Below are 23,130 nucleotides of genomic sequence, written 5' to 3' on the forward strand. Positions count from 1 at the left end.
AAGTTATTACATAAAAAAGGTCTGATTACTATAATCAGACCTTTTTTATGTAAATAGGAATTGTCCTCATCAATAAGTAAACACCACGCCAGCTCCTAAACCCATATCACTATCATAGTGAGCTCCCAATGAAATATATTTTGTCCATATATAACGAGAACCAATAGTATACTCTTTATCTGTATTAACCATCCAATTCATTCGTAGACGTGGAGTGAGCGGAATATCTTCTCTTCCCAACTGAAAACGTAGTTTACCATTGGTGTCCACGCGCATATCAGCGATCACCAACCAAGGTAAGGTATAAGCAATACCAAATACTGGAACTTTACGATTACTTTTGTTCGCCTTCTGGCCAAACATATTACGTTCAGTATCGCCAAACAAGTTTTTTTCATGACCAGTTACTTTTTTATAATGATAATCAAAACCAACATAAGGCATCACATATTGCATTTTATCAATGAACCGTCCCACAGTTGTTTCGCTCTCGTATCCCTGGGAAGCTTTATAACCGACATTCCACATTTGAGAAATCTGCCAACGTGTATTTGAATAAGTAACCAATCCCTCAGTACCATTACTTTGTAGGCTACCCTCACCTGATAAAGTAAACATCCGATCATCCATTTGCACCATCTTATATGCTGCCACTGGATCATGAATTTCGGGATTCGGTTCAGAATCTTCATAAGTAAAGATCCTTCCCATGCCACTCATCATATGGTAAAGAATGTGACAATGAAAAAACCAATCACCATCTTCCGTTGCCGCAAACTCTAATGTCAATGTCTCCATCGGCATGATATCCACCACATTTTTAAGAGGTGAACGCTCACCATATTGATTGATCAATCTAAAGTCGTGTCCATGAAGATGCATAGGGTGCCGCATCATAGAATTATTGTACAATTTTATTCGAACATTTTCACCACGTTTGATCAAAATTTTATCCGATTCTGATACCGTTTTATTATTCAACGTCCATACGTAACGGTTCATATTACCAGTCAACTCAAAACTTAGGTCTTTCCAAGGTCTATCAGGAAGCGTTGTTTTCTCTACCGATTCCAACATATTATAGTTTAAGGTGATCAAATCACCCTTTGCAGACGCAGTATGGTCATGCTCTGATTGCTTCCCTTCAACGCCCTTCTTCAACTCCAGCTCCATCCCACATTTGGGGCAAGTACCTGGGTTATCAGAAATAACATCTGGATGCATGGGACATACATACACTTTTTCGCTATGAGCATGATGATCCTTTGATATCGACTTCTTCAACTCTGGATACATGACCGCATTCATATCGACCTGCTGTAAACTCATTTCATGGCCCATTGGTTTCATATCACCGTTCATCTTCATCATACCATTCATCATCTTCATTCCTTCGAAATATTCCAATTTAGGCAATTTATCAGCCGGCATATCCATACCTGAGCCAAGCCATAATGAAGCATGATTCGTACGATCCTCGGCTGTAGCTAAAAATTCATACTTCATATTCTCAGGTATAGTAACCACCACATCATACGTTTCTGAAGGAGCAATTAGCATACGATCGACCTCCACAGGTGTTACATCATTAGCATCATTGGCAATTACTTTTAGTTTACCTCCAGCAAAACTAAGCCAAAAATAAGTGGATGCACTACCGTTAACGATTCTCAACCTAACCTGATCACCAGCTTTAAATTGGGATAAATGATGTTCAGGAGCACCATTCAGTAAAAATTTTTCATAGTATACATCACTCACATCCATCGCCGTCATTCGCTTCCACTCATTCGTCAATTTAACGCCCAATCTTCCCGCTTTAATCGCCTCACTATAACTTTGTGTTGTTTTCTTTTTAATAGCAAACCAATCATTACCCGCATGTAACCGTCGATTGATTTCATGTGGATTCATATCACTCCAATCACTTAACACAACCGGTATTGTGGGAATATCAGGTTCCGTTCTTTTGTTAAAAATCAACGCACCATACAGCCCAATTTGCTCTTGAAGAGAAAAATGACTATGATACCAAAAAGTCCCATCTTGCAGTACCGGAAATTTGTATACATACGTCTTGTGAGGTGGTATGGGGTGTTGTGTCAAATGTGCTACACCATCCATTCGATTAGGTAAAAATATACCATGCCAATGCACACTGGTCGGTTCATCACTTTGGTTATGTACATAAATAAGTGCCGTATCCCCCACTGTAAAAACTAAAGTAGGAGCAGGAAGACTGCCATTGACAGCAATTGCTTGACGCTTTTTACCCGTAAAATTGACAATTGAATCGGTAACGAATAAATCATAACGAATAGTTTTAACATCAGCAGATCCTTTAGGCAGGTGCAAACCTGCACGGGCACCTGTGATGGCTTTCGTTTCAATATCTTTTTCAAGATTTGATATAGTAAATGCAGGAATTTTAGATGGATCTGTAGTAGAATTTGCTACTGGAACAGCAAAATTTTGAAAAGGGGTGTAACGATCATTAGTTCCCAGATAAGGATTAACAGCAACAGCATGATGATGATTCGAGTCTTGCTGATTGAGATTCTTTTTGACTAGTTCCATTCCACATTTTGGACATTTTCCTGGTTTAGAAGAGGTCACTTCAGGGTGCATTGGACATACGTAAGTGGCAGTTGAATCCTGAATTTGTTTATGATCATGTTGGGCATAAGTCAGAGAAAAGAAAACAAATAAACCAACGATGAGAATTATATACTTTAAGGTCATAGCGCATTTTTTAATGATAATTCAACATTTCTGACAAATTGCTAGACTTCAAAAAGAGAAGCAATTGATTAAATCTGCATGACAAAAATAACGCTTTATTTACGCCTTAGGATTATAACATTTTAGGTTAAATTTACACAATTTAAATCAGGATGTCAGCGATTTATAGATAGCGTTATTCTTTTAGCACTATCTGCCGCAATGACAAGTCCAGATCCTAGCATAATAATATCCTTAATAACCAATCGTCCAGATGCTGATAAATAAGGAAACCCAAAATAAGGTGTAGGAAAATCACCACCTAGATTCGATACAAATGTTTCTGGGGTTGTCATCAAGAATGATAAAGTCACAAAGGACATCCCAAATGTCAAAACACCACTAAGCAATCCTATTTTCGGGAACCATATGCCTAATAAAACACCAATTCCAATACCTACAATAACAGTTCCTAAACCATAAGAAAATAAATAAGTGCCGTTTACTTGATGCCAATCAACATTTTTTTGAATTGTTTTGCCTTCTGGATTTTTATACTGCTGATATTCAGGCGCTTTCTTACTGTAAAAAAAAGACATAACGGGGCTATTGGCTACAAAAGGAACAATACCATCAGCTTCGTACTGAAATGCCTTTAAACCTCCTATCCACACCATTACAAGAAAGACTGCGAAACGCAAAAAATTAATAAATTGATTTTGTAGCCCTGCTAAAAAAGAAATAAGTCCGTACATAGTTGTCTATATTTGTTATATGTACAAATTTCCATTTAATAAAGCAGCAATAGCATGGACAAATCCGTAAATTTAATAGATTATTTAGCCACGATGGAGATCCCCACACGCTCTCGAAATGAAGAGGGAGAAATTCCGACATTCTTCTTGAAATATCGACTAAAATAAAACTCATCTTCAAACCCAAGTTTTGCGGCAATCTCTTTAATTGATAAATAAGTTAAGTGCAACAGTTTTTTTGCTTCCAATACAACACGGTCTTGAATAAATTGAGAAGGAGATTTACCCAATTCTTTCTTAACTTTTTTACTAAACGAATCCAATCCCAAAGCAAGTTCATATGCATAAAATTGCACGGATCGCTCTATTAAAAAAAATGCTTCCAGCAATTTTTGAAATTTTAACCCAACCGTTAATTCATCGTGATAAACGCGACTATTGATCAATTGTGGAGACTTCACTTTACTGCACAAAGCCAAAACCAACTGTAAATAAGACTTGAGTACAGATTCAGAAAAAGCACTATCTTCGGCTCTCTCGAGGACGATTTTATCAAAAATTGATTCTATTTCCTCAAATAAAGCAGACGTAACTGTCACAAAAGGGGATAAATAAATATTATTAAATAATAGACCGTTACAGCCAACCTCTTTCTTATGATATTCTATACAATAAAAATCACCATGAAATTCTAGCTTCTTGATCGATCTCGAATCTAGATCTTGAAATTGAAATTGAAAATGTTGATAAGGCGACAAAAAAATTAAAGAATAATTCGGACAAACATAATTTGTAAAATCAACAGAAAAATTACCATGGTCTTTAAGCATAATAATTTGGTAAAAAGGAGATTGAACATCACCTTCACAAGCAGTGGAATTAAGATATTGAATATCGATTAACATGGAGTAATGGTTTTGATCACCTATTAAATATTCTCAGAGGATTTTATTTTTTTTTGAAAACGAAATACCTCATGTAATAAGAGCATTACGAATTTCTAATCCGTTCAATTTCGCTAAAACTAATGCCCTAATATTCAATCGATTTGAGCAGCATCAATATCCAGTCCTGTAAACTAAAGAAAACTAGCTAAGCAACTAAAGTAGTGATCTTTGACCTGTTTGCTTAAAAAACTTATCAAGAACCATAATGGAAATTAAATCTTCCATATTTTTGTTTGTAAACTGATCAACAAATTGATGTGCAGACACAACAATTTCCTCCGCTTTTTCAGGATGTGAAATATAAAAACTTAATTTTTCCTCTAAATCCGAATAATCATCTCTAATATGTATATAATGCACATCAGGTAGTAATAAGCCTTCCATAAACCAAGTTTCATATTTTGGAGTCGGCATCACTGCAATTGAATTAGAAGACATGATCCATTTTAAATTTGTAGCAACATCATTACCTTCCAATGCCAATATAAATTTATAATGTAAATGCTCAGATATCGACATCATTGGCTTAAACCAGGGTGTATGCTTGTTTTTTTTGGCAACATCTCCAAGATCACACATTGGATGATTAAAAAAAAGTTGGAAAAAAGCTTTTCTATGTTCCTGATAAACCGTAGCGCGCCCGAGTAGCATATTACTTTTGTCCCGAAATGGAATTTCATCGTTGATAAAATTAAAATGTCTCACTTTATCCAAATTCAAAAGAACAGAATTGTTATTATCTGCTATAATAGGTCTACTCTTAACAATTGCAGGAGATTCAGGAACATCAACAACGTCTCCCGGTATCATTTCGATCATCAGATCATTTTTAAAATATCGTAGATATTGCTTTAAATCAAAGTAATAAACAGAACCACGATCTGGTCTCTTCAAATCTTTCAATCTACATGCAGCAGATCCTAATTTTTGATCATGATCCAATTGATTATAATAATTTAAACGAGCACAAAGATCTTGGTCAGATAATACCAAATCATCATTCAGCATTTTCCTTTTATATCGGTACCAAGGTAAAAATGATAATTCACGAAAAAATGCTCTTAAATAATACCCGAATTTAAAATTCTTATTTTTAAAAAGTACTCGTTTAATATTCATGACTTTTTGCTCAGAAACTCAACCATTTTCTCAATAGCAATAGCACGATGACTAATTTTATTTTTATCCTCTGCTGTCATTTCTGCAAATGTATGAGCATAACCATGAGGTACAAAAATAGGATCATAACCAAATCCATCAATACCTTTTCGTTTATCAATAATATGGCCTTCGACACTGCCCTCAAAAAAGTGTTGATGACCATTTAAGTATAGGGAAATTACCGTCTTAAAACGAGCATTACGATTGACGGAGTCTTTTAAGTTTTCCAAGACCAAATTGATATTTTGCTCCATATCTCGTGTACCTGAATAACGTGCAGAATACACTCCAGGTTCACCATTTAAAGCATCTATTTCAAGACCAGAATCATCTCCAAAACAATTGACATCATATTTATGAACTAGATAATCAGTTTTTTGTTTGGCATTTTCATGAAAAGTAACTCCAGTCTCAGGAATATCATCATGGCAATCTATATCAGCTAAAGATTTAAGTAAAAATTGTTCCCCCACCATAGCTTGCACCTCTTCTAATTTGTGAGCATTATTAGTAGCAAAAATAAGTTCAATCATCCGAATAAGATTTTATTCAAATGTAAAAATATAAAGGGAAAATAGCTAATAATCGAAGATAAAGACTATCCTTGATGTTGAATTAAAGATTTAAACTCCATCCAAAAAGCCTTTTTCTTAACTGTATCTGAAAACATCTCTTCGAAACTATAGGTGTTAAATACAGTAGCAATACGACCATGCATATACGAATTATGCGCTATTTCCGGCAATTTCAAAGATTTAGGTTCAACACCTAAGAGAATAATCTTTTTAGGCGAAAAGAAAGTCATGATCCGTTTAAATTCATTAGGATTATGAGCATTAGCCAAATTCACGACAGCAACATCAGCTGGTGTTAATTTTAAAGCTCCAATTGTTTTAACGAAAGCATCCTCAGCCTCTGGTGAAAAATAAGGAAAACTTGGATATCTTAAAATAAACAAGATCCCTTTCGTTTTGGAACCTTGATAGATAAATTCCTCCACAGATTCCTGATGAGCAGGAACCTGTGGAAGAATTAAAGATGAAGATACAGACTCCGTTTCAACCGAAAGATTACCAATAGCATCCGCTGTCGCGAAAATAGTCTCGGACATAAATGCCTGTAAAGCTATGGGATCTGAAGTCAATAAATTCGACATAATCCTTTATTATTTACCCAAAATGTAAGAGAAAATCAGAGGAGCAACAATAGTTGCATCAGATTCAACTACAAATTTTGGAGTATCAATATCTAATTTACCCCAAGTGATCTTTTCATTTGGAACAGCACCTGAGTAAGAACCATAAGAAGTTGTTGAATCAGAGATCTGACAGAAGTAAGACCAGAAAGGAACATCTTCCCACTCTAAATCTTGATACATCATCGGAACGACACAAATAGGGAAATCACCTGAGATACCACCACCTATTTGGAAGAAACCAACACCCTTACCAGAAGAGTTAGCACGATACCATTCTGTTAAATAAATCATATATTCAATACCAGATTTCACCGTATGAACATTTAATTTACCTTTGATTACATTAGAAGTAAAGATGTTACCCGTAGTCGAATCTTCCCATCCTGGACAAACGATAGGCAAGTTTTTCTCCGCTGCAGCAACGATCCAAGAATTTTTAGGATCGATCTCATAGTATTGCTCCAATACACCAGAGTTTACAACTTGATATAAAAATTCATGTGGTAAATAACGCTCGCCTTTCGCCTCAGCGGCATGCCATACATCTTCCAGATGTTTTTGTAAACGACGGAAAGCCTCCTCCTCAGGAATACAAGTATCTGTAACACGATTATAATGTTGATCTAATAATTCTCTTTCTTGCTCTGGAGTCAAGTCACGATAGTTAGGAACACGTTTATAATGTGAATGTGCAACTAAATTCATCACATCCTCTTCTAGGTTAGCACCTGTACAAGAAATGATGTGTACCTTATCTTGACGGATCATTTCAGCTAAAGAAATTCCCAATTCAGCAGTACTCATTGCACCACCTAAAGAAATTAACATTTTACCACCTTCCAATAGATGAGCCTCATAACCTTTAGCTGCATCCACCAATGCCGCAGCATTGAAGTGAAGGTAATTTTCCTCAATAAACTGAGAAATAGGACCTTTTTGTGTACTCATAATATTTTGCTACTTTTAATACAATAATAAGTGCTACAAAGGTACTGAATATTATTTATTATAAGCCGAGAGGACTGGCAAACAGCATGCTGTTCAATCATTTTTTAACAAATGTTAAAAATTTGAGATCATTAAATCACCCAGCGTTCACAACGATCCAAAAATTCTTGTTTAATATCCGCACCAATTCCTGGACAATCAGAAATATGGATATGGTAACCCTTGTATTGAATCCCGCCACTAACAGGATCTTCCAAATGTCCTACCATACAAGTGTCCAAATCATAAAACTTGACATTCGGCGCTGCATAAGCAAAATGAACTTTCGCGGCTAAAGCCAATCGACTTTCAAGCATCCCCCCTATCATACAGGGAATATTAAACTCAGCAGCCACCGCAGCAATTTTTAATGCTTCATGAATACCACCAGATTTTGAAAATTTGATATTGATATAATCACAAGCATCACCACGGCAAAGTCGCTCAGCATCATGATGTGAATACACCGATTCATCAGCCATAATTAAAACGGTAGTTTCCGTACGAAGTGCTGGAAGCAAATGATCCAAATAAGTACGCATAGGCTGTTCACAAAACTGAATTTTAAAAGGTTCAAGCCCTTGTAAAGCCACCACAGCACCTTCATAAGACCAACCTTGATTTGCATCAACTCGGATAGGTATATCAAAACCAACAGCTTTACGTATCTCTCGGATACGTGCTATATCAGTCTTAGGGTCTTTTCCTAATTTTACTTTTAACATGACAGCCCCCTCATCGTACAGTTCTTTTGCCTTGACTGCCATCTCTTCTGGACTCGCAATACCTAACGTAATATCGGTTATGATTTCACGTGGGATACCTTTTAGAAATTCATAAAGTGGGACGCCAGCATTTTTAGAAGCAATATCATATAATGCCATGTCAAAAGCCGATTTGATCGTCGTATTACCAGCGACATACAAATCTAACTCGGCAAGACGCACTTCAAGTTCCAGAGGATCTTTTCCCTTCCAAATTTGAGCAAAATCGCGTGCTATGACTAAACAAGTATCTTGTGTTTCACCAACAATCATTGGAAAAGCTGAACATTCACCAACCCCAAAGATTCCGGTATCCGTATGAATTCGAATAAAAGTATTCTGCGCAAAATCCATAGTACCCGTTGCAATAACAAAAGGCTCCATAGGAATGCTTAATCTATAAATTTCTATTTCAGTGATTTTCATGGCTAAAAATATATGCTTTTATCTCCATTAAGAAGGAAATAACAAAGGCTAATATAAATAAAGTATATCAAAAAGTAGTGCAGCTAAACACAAGATTTAAGATAGCTTACCGTACAAATTCCAATGGTAACCATTACCAATCACATAAAAATGAACTACAGGGTATGAAAAAATTGAATTACAAATCACACGTAAATACAATATCAGCAATAAAAGAGTATTTATTTACAAATAACACAACCTATTTTAAAATAATTTATAAAATCTATAATATTTTAATGATTTTATTCATATATTAGCAAAGTAATAATTGAATAGGAAGATGATTGAAAGTAACACAAAGCAGCAAGGGCTATACGACCCGAGTTTTGAGCATGACGCCTGTGGGGTTGGTTTTGTAGCACATATTAAAGGAATAAAATCACATGCACAGGTAAAAGATGCCTTGACCATGTTAGAAAATATGGAGCATCGTGGAGCTTGTGGCTGTGATCCAGAGAGTGGAGATGGCGCAGGTATTATGATCCAATTACCGCATGAGTTTCTTTGGGAAGAATGTATCAATCTGGGTATACAACTTAAAGAACCAGGATATTATGGAGCAGGAATGGTTTTCCTTCCCAAAGAACCTGAAATGAACAAAATTTGCAGAACAGTTATTCAAGAAGCGGCAACTGAAAGGGATATGAAATTCCTTGGATTTCGGGATGTACCAGTAAGTAGAGCAGGTATAGGCCCAACAGCATTAAGCGCTGAACCAGAAATTGTTCAATTCTTCATAGACAGACCCGAGACAGTACATAACACGGAAGAATTTGAACGCAAATTATTTGTCCTAAGACGTTTGATTATCCAAAAAATCAAACAGTATCAAGAATACCCACTACCGCTTTACTTCGCTTCCCTATCTTGCAAAACAATTATTTATAAAGGTCAGTTAACCACTTACCAAGTTGGCACATATTTTAAAGACCTTCGCGATCCAAGAGTTGTTTCTGCATTTGGATTAGTACACTCCCGCTTTTCAACCAATACTTTCCCTTCCTGGTCTTTAGCACAGCCTTTCCGTATGTTAGCGCATAATGGTGAGATCAACACATTGACCGGAAATCTGAACTGGTTTTACGCAGGCATGCGTGCCCTTTCATCCCCTTATTTTACAGAAGAAGAGATGGAGATCCTCTTACCTGTCGTAGATCGTGGTCAATCTGATTCTGCATGTCTAGACAATGTTGCAGAACTTTTATTACACAGTGGACGTAGCCTTTCTCATGTGATGCTGATGCTAGTACCTGAGGCTTGGGATGGCAATACACAAATGGATCCATTAAAGCGAGCATTTTATGAATACCACGCCACATTAATGGAACCTTGGGATGGTCCAGCTGCTCTTTGTTTTACCGATGGAAAGTCCATTGGTGCAACCCTAGATCGTAACGGATTGCGTCCGTTACGTTATGCCATCACTTCAGATCATCGTGTTATCGTTGCTTCAGAAGCAGGAGCTCTACCCATTGATGAATCAACCATTATCAAAAAAGGAAGACAGCAGGCAGGTAAAATTTTCTTAGTCGATATGGAACAAGGTAAAATTTTATCCGACGAAGAGGTAAAAGGTGACTTAGTACGTCAACAACCTTATGGCGATTGGTTAGACAGTTATAAAATAAAATTAACAGAATTGGCTGAGCCTCGTGTTACCTATACCTATCTGTCTAAAGAGTCGGTATTTAAGTATCAACAGACTTTCGGGTATTCGAGAGAAGACTTAGAAACAATTTTAACACCCATGGCACTGACCGGCTATGAGCCGACAGGTTCCATGGGATCTGATGTACCATTAGCTATACTTTCCGATCAACCGCAACACCTATCCAGTTACTTTAAGCAGTTTTTTGCTCAAGTCACAAATCCTCCTATTGACCCAATAAGAGAACGCTTGGTCATGAGTCTGGCCACATTCATTGGAAATGCAGGTAACATACTCATTGAAGATAAAAAATTCTGTCACTGCGTAACACTTGAACATCCGATATTAACGTCGAAAGAATTAGAAAAACTAAGGTCAATAGACACGGGTGTATTTCAGGCAAAAACCTTACAATCATACTTCAGAGCAGATGGTCAAAATGGATCTCTTGAAGCTGGATTAGAACGCCTTTGTCGTTATGCAGATGATGCTGTACGTGATGGATTCGAGGTATTAATACTTTCAGATCGTGCCATTGATTCACAACATGCGCCTATTCCATCCATACTAGCTGTATCTGCAGTACATCACCATTTAATCAAAACAGGAAACCGCGGAGCTGTCGGTCTTGTTGTAGAAGCTGGAGATGCTTGGGAAGTACATCATTTCGCATGTTTACTCGCATTTGGTGCCACCGCAATCAATCCTTACATGGCTCTTGCGAGTATTCGCACCATGAAAGAACAAAGCAAAATCGAAACTGAATTAACTTGGCCTGAACTTTCTAAAAACTATGTAAAAGCAGTAAATGCGGGATTATTAAAGATATTTTCAAAAATGGGCATATCGACCCTACAGTCGTATCATGGTGCGCAAATATTTGAAGTATTAGGTTTAGACAAAACTGTTGTAGACAAGTATTTTTGCGGTGCTGTATCCCGTATCGGAGGATTAGACTTAGATGATATTGCGCAGGAAGTGCTGACAAAACACTGGGTGAATTTCAAAGAAAGCCGTACTCCACAAACGTTACTTCCTGAAGGTGGTCTTTATCAATGGAAACGAAGAGGAGAAGGACATCTCTGGAACCCAGACACCGTACATCTTTTGCAACAAGCTTGTCGAAATGACGATTATGCTACCTATAAAAAATATGCTGAAAAAATAAACAACCAAAAAGAACAGATGTTCACCCTGCGTGGTTTATTGGATTTTGCAAAACATAGAACAGCAATCCCTTTAGAGGAAGTAGAACCCGCTAGCGAAATTTTAAAACGTTTCGCTACAGGAGCAATGTCTTTTGGTTCCATTTCACATGAAGCACACAGCACGCTGGCAATTGCCATGAACCGCATCGGTGCAAAATCAAATACAGGCGAAGGTGGCGAAGATGAACTCCGTTATCAGCCCCTTCCTAATGGTGACTCCATGCGTTCTGCAATCAAACAAGTAGCATCCGCAAGGTTTGGCGTAACATCCAACTATCTGACACAGGCAGACGAAATACAGATCAAGATGGCTCAAGGTGCTAAACCTGGAGAGGGCGGTCAGCTTCCTGGACCTAAGGTTAATGAATGGATTGCTAAAACAAGACATTCAACGCCAGGTGTAGGGTTAATTTCCCCACCGCCACATCATGACATCTATTCGATTGAAGATTTAGCACAATTAATCTTTGATCTAAAAAATGCAAACCGTGCTGCACGTATCAATGTCAAACTCGTATCAAAAGCGGGTGTTGGAACCATTGCTGCGGGTGTTGCAAAAGCACATGCCGACGTTATTCTTATAGCGGGATTTGACGGAGGAACAGGAGCTTCTCCAATCAGTTCGACAAAGCATGCAGGTCTTCCTTGGGAATTGGGATTAGCAGAAGCACACCAAACTTTGGTAAAAAACAAGCTTAGAAGCCGTATTGTACTACAAGCAGATGGACAGGTAAAAACTGGACGCGACATCATTGTTGCAACTTTACTGGGAGCAGAAGAATGGGGAGTATCTACTGCCGCACTTATTGCTGGCGGATGTATCATGATGCGTAAGTGTCACTTGAATACCTGTCCAGTAGGCGTAGCTACACAAGATCCAGAATTAAGAAAACTATTCACCGGTAAACCAGAGGACATTGTCAACCTATTCCGCTTCATGGCCGAAGAAATCAGAGAGACCATGGCAGAATTGGGTTTCCGTACCATCAATGAAATGGTAGGAAAAGCACAGTTCCTGAAAAAACGTGAGAACATAGATCATTGGAAAGCTTCCAAAATTGATTTCTCTGGTATTTTATATGTGGAACCCAACGATCCTAATCAGTCTCTTTACAATACTGAAGAACAAGATCACGGCATGGGTATGATCTTAGACTGGGGATTATTGAAACAAGCAAAACAGGCCTTAGAAAGCAAAACTCCAGTTTTTGGAACTTTCACGGTTAAAAATACAGATCGTACCATCGGTACACTACTGTCGAATGAGATTTCTAAACTATACGGATCCGAAGGCTTACCTGATAATACCATCAATTACAAATTTGAAGGTTCTGCGGGACAAAGTTTTGGTGCATTCTCAACAAAAGGACTATCATTTGAATTAGAAGGCGAAGCAAATGATTATGTTGGTAAAGGTTTATCTGGAGCACAGTTAGCGATCTATCCAAAAGCAGAAAGCAAATTGATTCCACATGAAAATATCATCATCGGTAATGTTGCTCTATTTGGTGCTACATCAGGACATCTCTTTATCAATGGACAAGCCGGTGAGCGTTTTGCCGTTCGTAATTCAGGTGCTACGGCAGTAGTAGAAGGACTTGGCGACCATGGGTGTGAATATATGACTGGGGGACGTGCACTTATCTTAGGGTCTACGGGCAGAAATTTCGGCGCTGGTATGAGTGGTGGTATCGCCTGGATTTATGATAAACAAGGAACATTTAGAGACAACTGCAATACCGAAATGGTGGATCTCGATCCATTGGAACAAGAAGATGAAACAGCAATTATTGCATTGCTAAAAAGACATATTTTACTCACAAACAGCAAAATTGCACAACATATCCTCGAAAACTGGACTGCTGAGAAAAACAGCTTTATCAAAGTATTCCCTAAAGAATACAAACAGGTATTACGTACAAAATTAGTTGAAGCATAATCAGGAGGAAAAATCATGGGAAAAATAACAGGATTTAAAGAATACGATCGTGAACTTCCGCAAAAAGAACCGGTAGCTTACAGAATACAGAATTTTCAGGAGTTCAATAAAGGTTATACAGATAGTCAACTCAATACACAGGCAGCACGTTGTATGGACTGCGGTATTCCATTTTGTCACTCAGGATGTCCTTTGGGCAATGTAATACCTGAATTTAATGATGCCGTTTACGATGGAAAATGGGAAGATGCATACAGCATATTGACCTCAACAAATAACTTTCCAGAATTTACAGGAAGAATTTGTCCGGCACCATGTGAATCGGCATGTGTACTGGGCATACATAGTTCTCCAATTACCATAGAAGAAATTGAAAAACATATTATTGAAATTGCTTTCAATAAAGGTTACGTAAAACCTAACAAAAGCTATATCAAAACAGATAAACGAATTGCTATTGTTGGATCAGGACCTGCGGGTTTAGCTGCAGCCGCACAACTCAATAAAGCTGGTCATGAAGTTGTCGTTTTTGAACGTGATGATCAATTGGGTGGCTTACTCCGTTACGGCATTCCAGATTTTAAATTAGACAAGAAAATTATTGACCGCCGGATTTCGGTGATGCAGGAATCAGGTATTAAATTTAACGTAAATGCTGAGGTTGGCAAAAACATCTCCACCCATGAGTTACTTTCTTTTGATGCTGTTATTTTAGCAACAGGCTCAACTGTTCCTTGGCATTTGGATATTCCTGGAAAAGAATTAAAGGGTGTTCACTTCGCGATGGACTTTCTGAAACAGCAGAATAAAAAAGTGAGTGGTATTGAATACGCGGAAGAGCACATCATCGCCCAAGGAAAACATGTAGTCGTCGTCGGTGACGGTGATACTGGATCGGATTGTATCGGTACTTCCAATCGACAACTGGCACAGAGCATTACCCAGATCGCACGTAAACCAATCCCTGCAAAGGAGCGATTGAAGAATAATCCGTGGCCATCAGATAAAATCACCTTCAATACTTCATCATCACAAGAAGAAGGTTGTGACCGACTTTGGGCGACCGAAACAAAAGCCTTCATCAGTGATGACAGTGGAAATGTCAAAGCTGTTCAGATCATAGAGGTCGAATACGAAGTAGATGATTTCGGTAGAAGAACAAAATTAGGTCAATCAGAGCCTAAAGAAATTCCTGCAGATCTTGTTCTTTTAGCTGTCGGTTATCAACATACAGAGCAACAATTGCCAGAAAAACTGGGTGTTCAAGTCGATAGCCGAGGAAATATAGTAGCGACAGATAAAGCTTACCAGACTTCGGTAGATAAGATCTTTACAGCTGGAGATTGTAGGAAAGGACAATCATTAGTTGTATGGGCGATATCTGAAGGCCGTGAGTGTGCTAGAAAAGTAGACGAATTCCTAATGGGTCATTCGGAACTTGAAAGCAAAGAAGCGATTCATCAATATGCTTAATACCAATCCTAAATAGAAAAGAATGAGCCCTGTAAATTTATTTACGGGGTTTATTCTTTTATAGCACTTCCTGTCACTGACTCATCCGGTTATTTCATCTCAAAAATGAGTAGCATATGGGCACTCGCTGATCTCAAAAGCTTTTATTCATGGTAACCTGGACTAAGATTTTCAACCTACATGAAGTTTTTTAATCCTGCGGTTAATTATGGAATTCGTTACTAAGATGCATCATCTTAAATGAACACAGCAAGCTAATTCAAAAAGATATGAATAAGATCCTCATAATAGCATTGATTTTATGTCTCCTACTTCAGGGAGAGAATATTAAATCACAGAATAATCCCAATAGACCTATTCCCAGCTTAAAAATTTCAAATGATCCCAAAGATCAGGCAAATGTTAATCTACAGGAGCTCGCTATTCTAGTTAATATTTTTGGTAACATCGCGAAAACAACGATGACAATGACCTTCCGTAATAATGAAAACAGAGATCTGGAGGGCATACTGACATTCCCCATGCCTGAAGGTGTTGCGGTAACAGGATATGCCCTTGATATTAATGGAAAACTACGTCAAGCTGTTGCGGTTGATAAGAGCAAAGGGACTGAAGTCTTCGAAAGTATTGAATCTCGTCGTGTAGATCCTGGATTATTAGAGCGTGTAGAAGGTAATAATTTTAAGACCAGAATATACCCAATACCTGCAAAAGGTCAACGAACCATTAGCATAACTTATGAAGAGAATTTACAATTCCATGCTACGACTGGTTTTCAATACCATTTACCCTTAGCCTATAAACAAGCTATCGAACAGTTTAAACTTCAGGTAAATATCTACCAAACAGACCAGATACCGACATTGATCAGCAAACCAGATGGATCACTCATATTTTCAGAAAAAAATCACATTTATCAAGCAACCATAGCTAAAAACAATTTTATACCTGAGAAATCATTAGTAATTGGACTACCTAAGCAACCAAATGAGAGCAAAATTTTAACACAGGTTAATCAAGATCAATCCTTCTATTTCCTTAGTAATATATTTATCAATGCTCCTTCAAAAGAAAAAGACTGGAAAAACAAAATTGGGATCATCTGGGACAATTCTTTAAGTGCTAAAGATAAAGACATTCAAAAAGAATTAGCACTTCTGGATCTCATCATACAACAAAAAAAGAATTTAACTGTAGACCTGGGCTTACTGAATATCAGCTATGTAAAAGCGGGAACATTTCACATAGAACAGGGAAATTGGACTGCTCTAAAAAATTATCTCTTTAATTTAACTTATGATGGCGGAACAGACTATTCAAAATTAAATGATCAAGTGCTGCAAGCGGAGGAATATCTTTTCTTTACCGAAGGGTTATCCACATTTGGGTCAAATCAAGTAACCATCAACAAACCAATATATTGTATCTCTTCCTCCGCTATTGCAGATTACAGCATCCTCCAAGCCATTAGCAAAAAAACTGGTGCAAAAACGATCAATCTATTGAATACATCGCCTATTGACGGTATTAAGAAATTAAGTTCAGAAAATTTAAAATTTTTAGGGATTAAAGAGCAAGCTGATTTCTCAGAAATATATCCAGCTATCCATACAGAAGTACAGGATCATATCGCGATCACAGGTCTCGGAAAAAACAACAATCTAAAACAAATTACCTTACTCTTTGGCTACGGGAATCGGCCAACTCAAGAAGTCAAGATTGACATCAATTATCAAGAAAATGAGTTGGATATTCATAAAATCTGGGCTCAGAAAAAGATTGCAACATTAGATGTTGATTATTCGGAAAATAAAGAACGCATTGAAGAACTTGGTAAGCAATTTGGTATTGTTACCCGTAACACAAGTTTAATTGTATTGGAAACCGTGGAAGATTATGTACGATATGCCATCCTGCCTCCAACAGAATTGCTTCCAGCTTATCATAAACTGACCAAAGAACAAAGCTTTCTTCGAGAGGAACGTATGCATGATTTATTGGCACAGGCTGAAACCTCTGTCCAAGAATTAAAAAAATGGTGGCAGACCGACTTCAAAGCAAAGAAAACTTATCCACAGCCTAGCAGGATCGTAGAAGAGACATTTATAGTGCCCGAAGTTCATCCAATCAATAATGCACAAGCTGCAACATCAAAAATGATATCATCAGAAAGCAGACAGATGGTTTTAGCAGATGATCGATCTTCAAAGCTGGAGGAAATAGTGTTAAGCGATTTAGAAGACCCAGTTTCTGATCAACAGCATTATTCCGGCAGTGATGTGAGTGACAGAACAACTGCTGGTGCAAAAATCACCATTCCTGATATTAAAAATGACAATATATATCTGCAGGTCTTAGAAAAATCAGCGAATCCCTACCAAACATATCTCGAACTTCGCCAGGCATATTTGGGAACTCCGACCTTCTATTTTGACGTTGCTAATTTTTTCTATCGAAAAGGCACAAAAGATAAAGCATTATTGGTGTTGAGCTCACTTGCAGATCTTCAAATTGAAAATGCAGATTTATTTAAGACAATAGCTTACACACTTAAACAATGGGAACAATATCAATATGAACTTTACATAAATAAGAAAATCTTAGACTGGCGTCCTATGGATCCGCAGAGCCACCGCGATTATGCTTTAGCATTATTAGATAATAAACAATATCAAAAAGCTTTTGATCAATTATATAGTATCCTAACGCAAAGTTATTCCCCTGAAGCAGCCGATCGCGACGATGGTATTGAAGAAATTATTGTGATGGAGATGAATAATTTATTAAAATTAAACCAGACTCATGTCAATAGCAATAACATCAGCAAACAACTCATAGCAGATCTTCCTGTTGATATTCGTGTGGTGATCAATTGGAATTCAAATAATACAGATATTGATCTTTGGGTCACAGATCCACATGGAGAAAAATGCTTTTACAGTAATAATAGCACTGCAATGGGAGGACGTTTAAGTAATGATTTTACAGGAGGATACGGCCCTGAACAATTTCTATTAAAAAGAGCAGTCAAAGGAAAATATAAAGTCGAAGTAGATTTTTATAATGATAATTCGTTAACGCTAGCAGGTCCAACAGCAGTCATGGCAGAAATCTTCACCTATTATAGCTCCGGAAAACAGGAACGCAAAATCATCACCCTGTACTTAGATCAAACCAAAGAGCAACATGTGACCATCGGAACTTTTGATTTTTAATCAAGAGCTAAGGTCAAAAAAAAGCGTGCTTAAAATCAGTTTTAAGCACGCTTTTTTGATCAGGATACGCAATATATCCATTAAATTCCGTTCTGCAACAAGAGCAGATATATAAAGCTAAAATAGATAATTAATAGATTTTTCTAATAACCAAATCCTGCTTCCGTTTCTCGATTTTTGTTTTTAAGTAAGGATAAAAGAAGACTGCACCTAAAACAATAGCAGCACCTCCATAAAAACCTAAACTCATCGTCTCTTTTTGACCGAAGATCAGCATGGCCAATAAAATTCCATAAACAGGTTCCAGATTCGTTGTTAAAGCAACTGTAAAAGCACTCAATTCTTTCATCACAGCAACACCTAACACATAAGCAACGGCAGTACACAATACACCTAATATCAATAGATAAATTAAATCCGACTGATTGAGAACCATCTTTTCATTAAAATCTCCACTGAATAACATAAAAACTGACACCCAGAAAAAAGCACCTAGCATTTCATAAAAAGTGATTAATGTAGCACTCGATTTTTTTACCATTCTTGCATTTGCAATAGAAAAAATACTCGCACAAAATGCACAAGCCAAACCCGCAACAATACCCTCAATATAATTAGATTCAAATTGAAATATCATATATATACCCATGATAATCACTACTCCAACGATCATATCCATCATGGCTATCTTTTTCCTATTGATCAGAGGCTCCAAAATAGAAGTATACAATGTCAAAGAAGATAAAGTAACCAAAGCAACCGACACCGTAGATACCTTAATGGCATAAAAAAACAGAACCCAATGTAATCCTACTACACCTCCGACCATGATGAAAGAAATGAAATCTTTTCGAGATACAAGAATCTGTTGTTTACTAACGACGAGATAGATAAATAAAGAAATAGCAGCGATGAGAACCCGATACCAGACAAGGTGAATCGCCGAGATAGAAATCAGATTTCCTAGAATACCAGTAAAACCCCATATTAGGATCGTTAAATGCAGAATGAGAACATTCTGATTAATTTTTATTTTAGACATATAGGGACTTGTTTATTTTGGCGCTCTTATGGCCAAATAGATTGCAATAATTAAAAACGTCACATTGGGGATCAATACCGCAATCAAAGGTGGTAGCCCACCTTTTAATGAAAACATATTGGCAAATTGAATAAATACAATATAAGTGAAACTCAATCCAATACCAACACCCAGACTCAATCCAATACCTCCTCTTACCTTTTTTGACGAAAGGGCAACACCCATCAAAGTCAATACAAATGCTGAAAATGGATACACATAACGCTTATACTTTTCCAATTTAAGATCCGTCATCATGCCAGTACCCCTAATTTCTTCCTTATAAATACGTTCATTAAGCTCCTTAGTATCCATTGCTGTGAATATATTGTCATACAGCTCAAAATCACTAGGCTTCATATCCAAGGTCGTATCTTTGACCGTACCTTTATCCATACGTTCATGCAGACCATTAATGATACGATTCGAATAATCATGTATTTTCCATTTGGTCGTAACCGAATCCCATGTGATACGTTCAGCAATTAACTTTTCCAATAAAGTATCACCCTTAAATTTCTCTAAGACAAATTTATAGCCAACCTGAGCATTATTATCAAAATTATCGATATAAACATAACTATTTTTATCAATTTGCATATGGGTGGATACCTTTGTATTATCCTTCAATGGCTTCACATAAATATTTTCAAACCCGATCTTGATCTTATTCGTTCGAGGAATAATATACAAGTTGAATATAAATGAAACAGCAAATATCAACGTAGCAGAAAAAGCATATGGCCTTAAAAGGCGGTTGAAACTATATCCAGCACTTAATATGGGAACTATTTCAGTTTGATCTGCCATCTTTGAAGTAAAAAAGATGACAGCAATAAAGTTGATCAAAGGACATAAAAAATTCAAATAAAACGGAATAAATCCAGCATAATATTCAAATATAATTTTGTCCATAGGAGCATTATATTTCAAAAAATCATCCAACCGCTCTGAAATATCAAAAATGACCATGACGACCGTAAATATAGCCATCGTGAACACAAAGGTGCTCAAGTACTTTTTAATAATATAACGATCGATTATAGAAAACATAATGCTACTAAGATGCAAAAAATTACAAACGTTGACCCAATACTTTGACCATTTTATTTTTCCAATCGTAGAATGTACCATCTACAATTTTCTCACGTGCCTCATTGACCAACCATAAATAGAAGTGTAAGTTATGTAAAGAAGCAATCTGTGCACCTAAAAGTTCTTGTGAACGGATCAAATGGCGTAAATATGCTTTTGTATATACTTGATCGGAGTAAAGATCACTATCTGGATCAATTGGAGAAAAATCGTCCTTCCATTTTTCATTCTTGATATTGATCGTTCCGTGACGTGTAAAAATCATACCATTACGTGCATTACGCGTCGGCATGACACAGTCAAACATATCAATACCCAAAGCGATATTTTCAAGTAGATTGATTGGCGTACCTACACCCATCAGGTAACGAGGTTTATCTTCTGGAAGAATATTACACACAACTTCCGTCATCGCATACATTTCCTCAGCAGGCTCTCCTACCGATAAACCTCCGATTGCATTTCCTTCACGATTGAAAGAAGCAATTTTCTCAGCAGATCTTTCACGTAAGTCTTTATATACTGATCCTTGAACAATTGGGAACAGCGTTTGGTCATATCCATATAATGGTTCTGTACTGTCAAAACGATCACAACATCTTTTTAACCAACGGTGAGTCATTTCAATAGAACGACGTGCATAGCCGTAGTCGCAAGGATAAGGCGTACACTCATCAAAAGCCATGATTATATCTGCACCGATGACCCGCTGCGTATCCATTACATTTTCAGGAGTAAATAAATGCTTTGAACCATCAATATGTGACCGAAACGTCACACCTTCTTCCCGTATCTTACGATTGTCTGACAAAGAATAAACTTGGTAACCTCCAGAATCTGTTAAAATCGGTCGATCCCAACCATTAAATTTGTGAAGACCACCTGCCTTATTCAAAACATCCAGGCCTGGTCGTAAATATAAATGATAGGTATTTCCCAAAATGATTTGAGCTTTAATGTCATTTCTCAACTCATGCTGATGCACACCTTTGACCGTACCAGCTGTACCAACCGGCATAAAAATAGGCGTTTGAATTTTTCCGTGAGCTGTCTCAACAACACCTGCACGCGCTTTAGAAAATTTATCTTGTACTTGAAGGGTGAATTTCATTAATCTTTAATTTTTGGGGACTCTAATTTGATGATTTTTACTATTTCAGAAAACAAATTCCCCAGCTTGTTTTTTTTAAAATCTTTGCAAAAATACTATAAAAACCAATGCAAAGACTGCCCTTTTACAAGATTTTAACATTTACGCCAGAAAAAACATTATTAAAGTAAATATCCTTCGAACATACTATCTTTGCAACCTATGTCTATCATACAACAATACGCCATCTATTACCCCTATATCGCCTTCGGCGTCATTTGTTTATTACTGCTCATCCAGCTGTACTATATTATTTTTGTGTACGGAAAACTAAGCCGTCATAAAGTGCACTCTTATCAAGATCAAGATCAATTTGATCCTATCTCTGTGATCATCTGCGCACATAACGAACAGAAAAATCTCAAACAGTTTTTAGCATCCATTCTAGACCAAGATTATCCTCAATTTGAAGTCATTGTTGTCAATGATTATTCGACTGATGAAACCAAATGGATTTTAAAAGATTTTCAAGAAAAATATGAAAACCTTAAAATTGTTGATATAAAAGAACATATTCGTCTTAAACACGGAAAGAAATTCGCTGTGACACTCGGTATCAAATCAGCCATTTACGAAAAACTAGTCTTCACCGATGCAGATTGCCATCCAAACTCTAACAAGTGGTTAAAAGAAACAGCAGGAGCGCTAAGCCAGACTAATAAAGAAATTGTCATCGGGTACTCGCCTTATTTCAAATATAAGGGACTCTTAAACAAGCTCATCCGCTTTGAGACAACACATACCGCAATAAGTTATCTATCGTATGCACTAAAGAAGAATGCATATATGGCAGTTGGAAGAAATATGGCATATACAAAAACGTTATTTTTTAGCAAAAAAGGATTTGCCTCACACATGCACATCAAATCTGGAGATGACGATCTTTTTGTGAATGAAAATGCCACAAAAAAAAATGTAGTCATATCTATTCATCCTGATGCCATAGTATATTCTGAACCTAAAACAACTTGGAAAAGCTATTATAAACAAAAAGCAAGGCACTCAGGAGCTTCGGTGATTTACAAAAAAAGACATCAGCGCATGTTGGGTATGCAACTCATCACGTCCTTCTTATTCTACTTTGCAATTATTCTTACGACAATTATCTTTCCAGATTATTGGTACGTACCAGTAGCCGCATACCTCATCCGATTAATAACACAGATCTTTGTTTTCAAATCAATATATCGAAAATTAGAAGTTTTTGATCTCATTTGGTGGTTGCCATTATTAGACATCATCTACTATTTCTATATTTGCATCAACGGTTTATTTAACCGGAAAAAGAAATCCATAAGCTGGAAATAATATTCATTTTTA

General features: G+C 36.9%; 15 protein-coding genes. 4 read left to right on the forward strand and 11 right to left on the reverse strand.

What is annotated here, in order from left to right; all coding sequences use genetic code 11:
• Window positions 1-69: 69 nt before the first annotated feature.
• From C8N37_RS18995 to C8N37_RS19030, 8 genes are all read right to left on the reverse strand, one after another.
• On the reverse strand, window positions 70-2,742 hold the full coding sequence (locus tag C8N37_RS18995) for a multicopper oxidase domain-containing protein (protein WP_211322312.1): 2,673 nt from the start codon (window positions 2,740-2,742) through the stop codon (window positions 70-72).
• Window positions 2,743-2,897: 155 nt separating this feature from the next.
• A complete protein-coding gene (locus C8N37_RS19000; protein WP_108160410.1) occupies window positions 2,898-3,476 on the reverse strand; it encodes a DUF417 family protein in 579 nt (192 codons plus the stop codon).
• 80 nt (window positions 3,477-3,556) lie between these two features.
• Window positions 3,557-4,381 (reverse strand): helix-turn-helix domain-containing protein, encoded by an 825-nt coding sequence (locus tag C8N37_RS19005; protein ID WP_108160411.1) that lies wholly within the window; start codon window positions 4,379-4,381, stop codon window positions 3,557-3,559.
• Window positions 4,382-4,576: 195 nt separating this feature from the next.
• A complete protein-coding gene (locus tag C8N37_RS19010; protein WP_108160412.1) occupies window positions 4,577-5,542 on the reverse strand; it encodes a glycosyl transferase family 90 in 966 nt (321 codons plus the stop codon).
• Window positions 5,539-6,117, reverse strand: a complete 579-nt coding sequence (gene rdgB / locus C8N37_RS19015; protein ID WP_108160413.1) for an RdgB/HAM1 family non-canonical purine NTP pyrophosphatase — start codon at window positions 6,115-6,117, stop codon at window positions 5,539-5,541. The genes C8N37_RS19010 and rdgB overlap by 4 nt, the downstream gene beginning before the upstream one ends.
• Before the next feature lie 65 nt (window positions 6,118-6,182).
• Window positions 6,183-6,740, reverse strand: a complete 558-nt coding sequence (locus C8N37_RS19020) for a hypothetical protein (RefSeq protein ID WP_108160414.1) — start codon at window positions 6,738-6,740, stop codon at window positions 6,183-6,185.
• A gap of 9 nt (window positions 6,741-6,749) precedes the next feature.
• Complete coding sequence (locus C8N37_RS19025) at window positions 6,750-7,730, reverse strand: deoxyhypusine synthase family protein (RefSeq protein ID WP_021188785.1); 981 nt, start codon at window positions 7,728-7,730, stop codon at window positions 6,750-6,752.
• Window positions 7,731-7,861: 131 nt separating this feature from the next.
• Window positions 7,862-8,959 (reverse strand): mandelate racemase/muconate lactonizing enzyme family protein, encoded by a 1,098-nt coding sequence (locus tag C8N37_RS19030; RefSeq protein ID WP_108160415.1) that lies wholly within the window; start codon window positions 8,957-8,959, stop codon window positions 7,862-7,864.
• A gap of 322 nt (window positions 8,960-9,281) precedes the next feature.
• Between C8N37_RS19030 and gltB the strand changes: the two genes are divergently transcribed.
• From gltB to C8N37_RS19045, 3 genes are all read left to right on the forward strand, one after another.
• On the forward strand, window positions 9,282-13,796 hold the full coding sequence (gene gltB, locus C8N37_RS19035) for a glutamate synthase large subunit (protein WP_108160416.1): 4,515 nt from the start codon (window positions 9,282-9,284) through the stop codon (window positions 13,794-13,796).
• Between the two features lie 15 nt (window positions 13,797-13,811).
• Window positions 13,812-15,269: a glutamate synthase subunit beta gene (locus C8N37_RS19040; protein ID WP_108160417.1), complete on the forward strand. Its 1,458-nt coding sequence runs from the start codon at window positions 13,812-13,814 to the stop codon at window positions 15,267-15,269.
• A gap of 269 nt (window positions 15,270-15,538) precedes the next feature.
• Entirely contained in the window at window positions 15,539-18,484 is a 2,946-nt protein-coding gene (locus C8N37_RS19045; RefSeq protein WP_108160418.1) for a VIT domain-containing protein, read from the forward strand.
• Between the two features lie 130 nt (window positions 18,485-18,614).
• Here C8N37_RS19045 and C8N37_RS19050 read toward each other — a convergent pair whose 3' ends face one another.
• Genes C8N37_RS19050 through tgt form a run of 3 tightly spaced genes read right to left on the reverse strand, consistent with a single transcriptional unit; the run spans window position 18,615 to window position 21,771 of the window.
• Window positions 18,615-19,526, reverse strand: a complete 912-nt coding sequence (locus tag C8N37_RS19050) for a DMT family transporter (RefSeq protein WP_108160419.1) — start codon at window positions 19,524-19,526, stop codon at window positions 18,615-18,617.
• 12 nt (window positions 19,527-19,538) lie between these two features.
• Window positions 19,539-20,618, reverse strand: a complete 1,080-nt coding sequence (locus C8N37_RS19055) for an LptF/LptG family permease (protein WP_108160420.1) — start codon at window positions 20,616-20,618, stop codon at window positions 19,539-19,541.
• A 22-nt stretch (window positions 20,619-20,640) separates the two neighbouring features.
• Window positions 20,641-21,771 (reverse strand): tRNA guanosine(34) transglycosylase Tgt, encoded by a 1,131-nt coding sequence (gene tgt / locus C8N37_RS19060; protein WP_108160421.1) that lies wholly within the window; start codon window positions 21,769-21,771, stop codon window positions 20,641-20,643.
• Window positions 21,772-21,972: 201 nt separating this feature from the next.
• Here tgt and C8N37_RS19065 point away from each other — a divergent pair, with 201 nt between their 5' ends.
• Complete coding sequence (locus C8N37_RS19065; protein ID WP_108160422.1) at window positions 21,973-23,118, forward strand: glycosyltransferase; 1,146 nt, start codon at window positions 21,973-21,975, stop codon at window positions 23,116-23,118.
• The last annotated feature ends 12 nt before the right edge of the window (window positions 23,119-23,130 follow it).

Origin of the sequence: Sphingobacterium faecium, from assembly GCF_003054045.1 — a bacterium.
GTDB classification, from domain to species: Bacteria; Bacteroidota; Bacteroidia; order Sphingobacteriales; family Sphingobacteriaceae; genus Sphingobacterium; species Sphingobacterium faecium.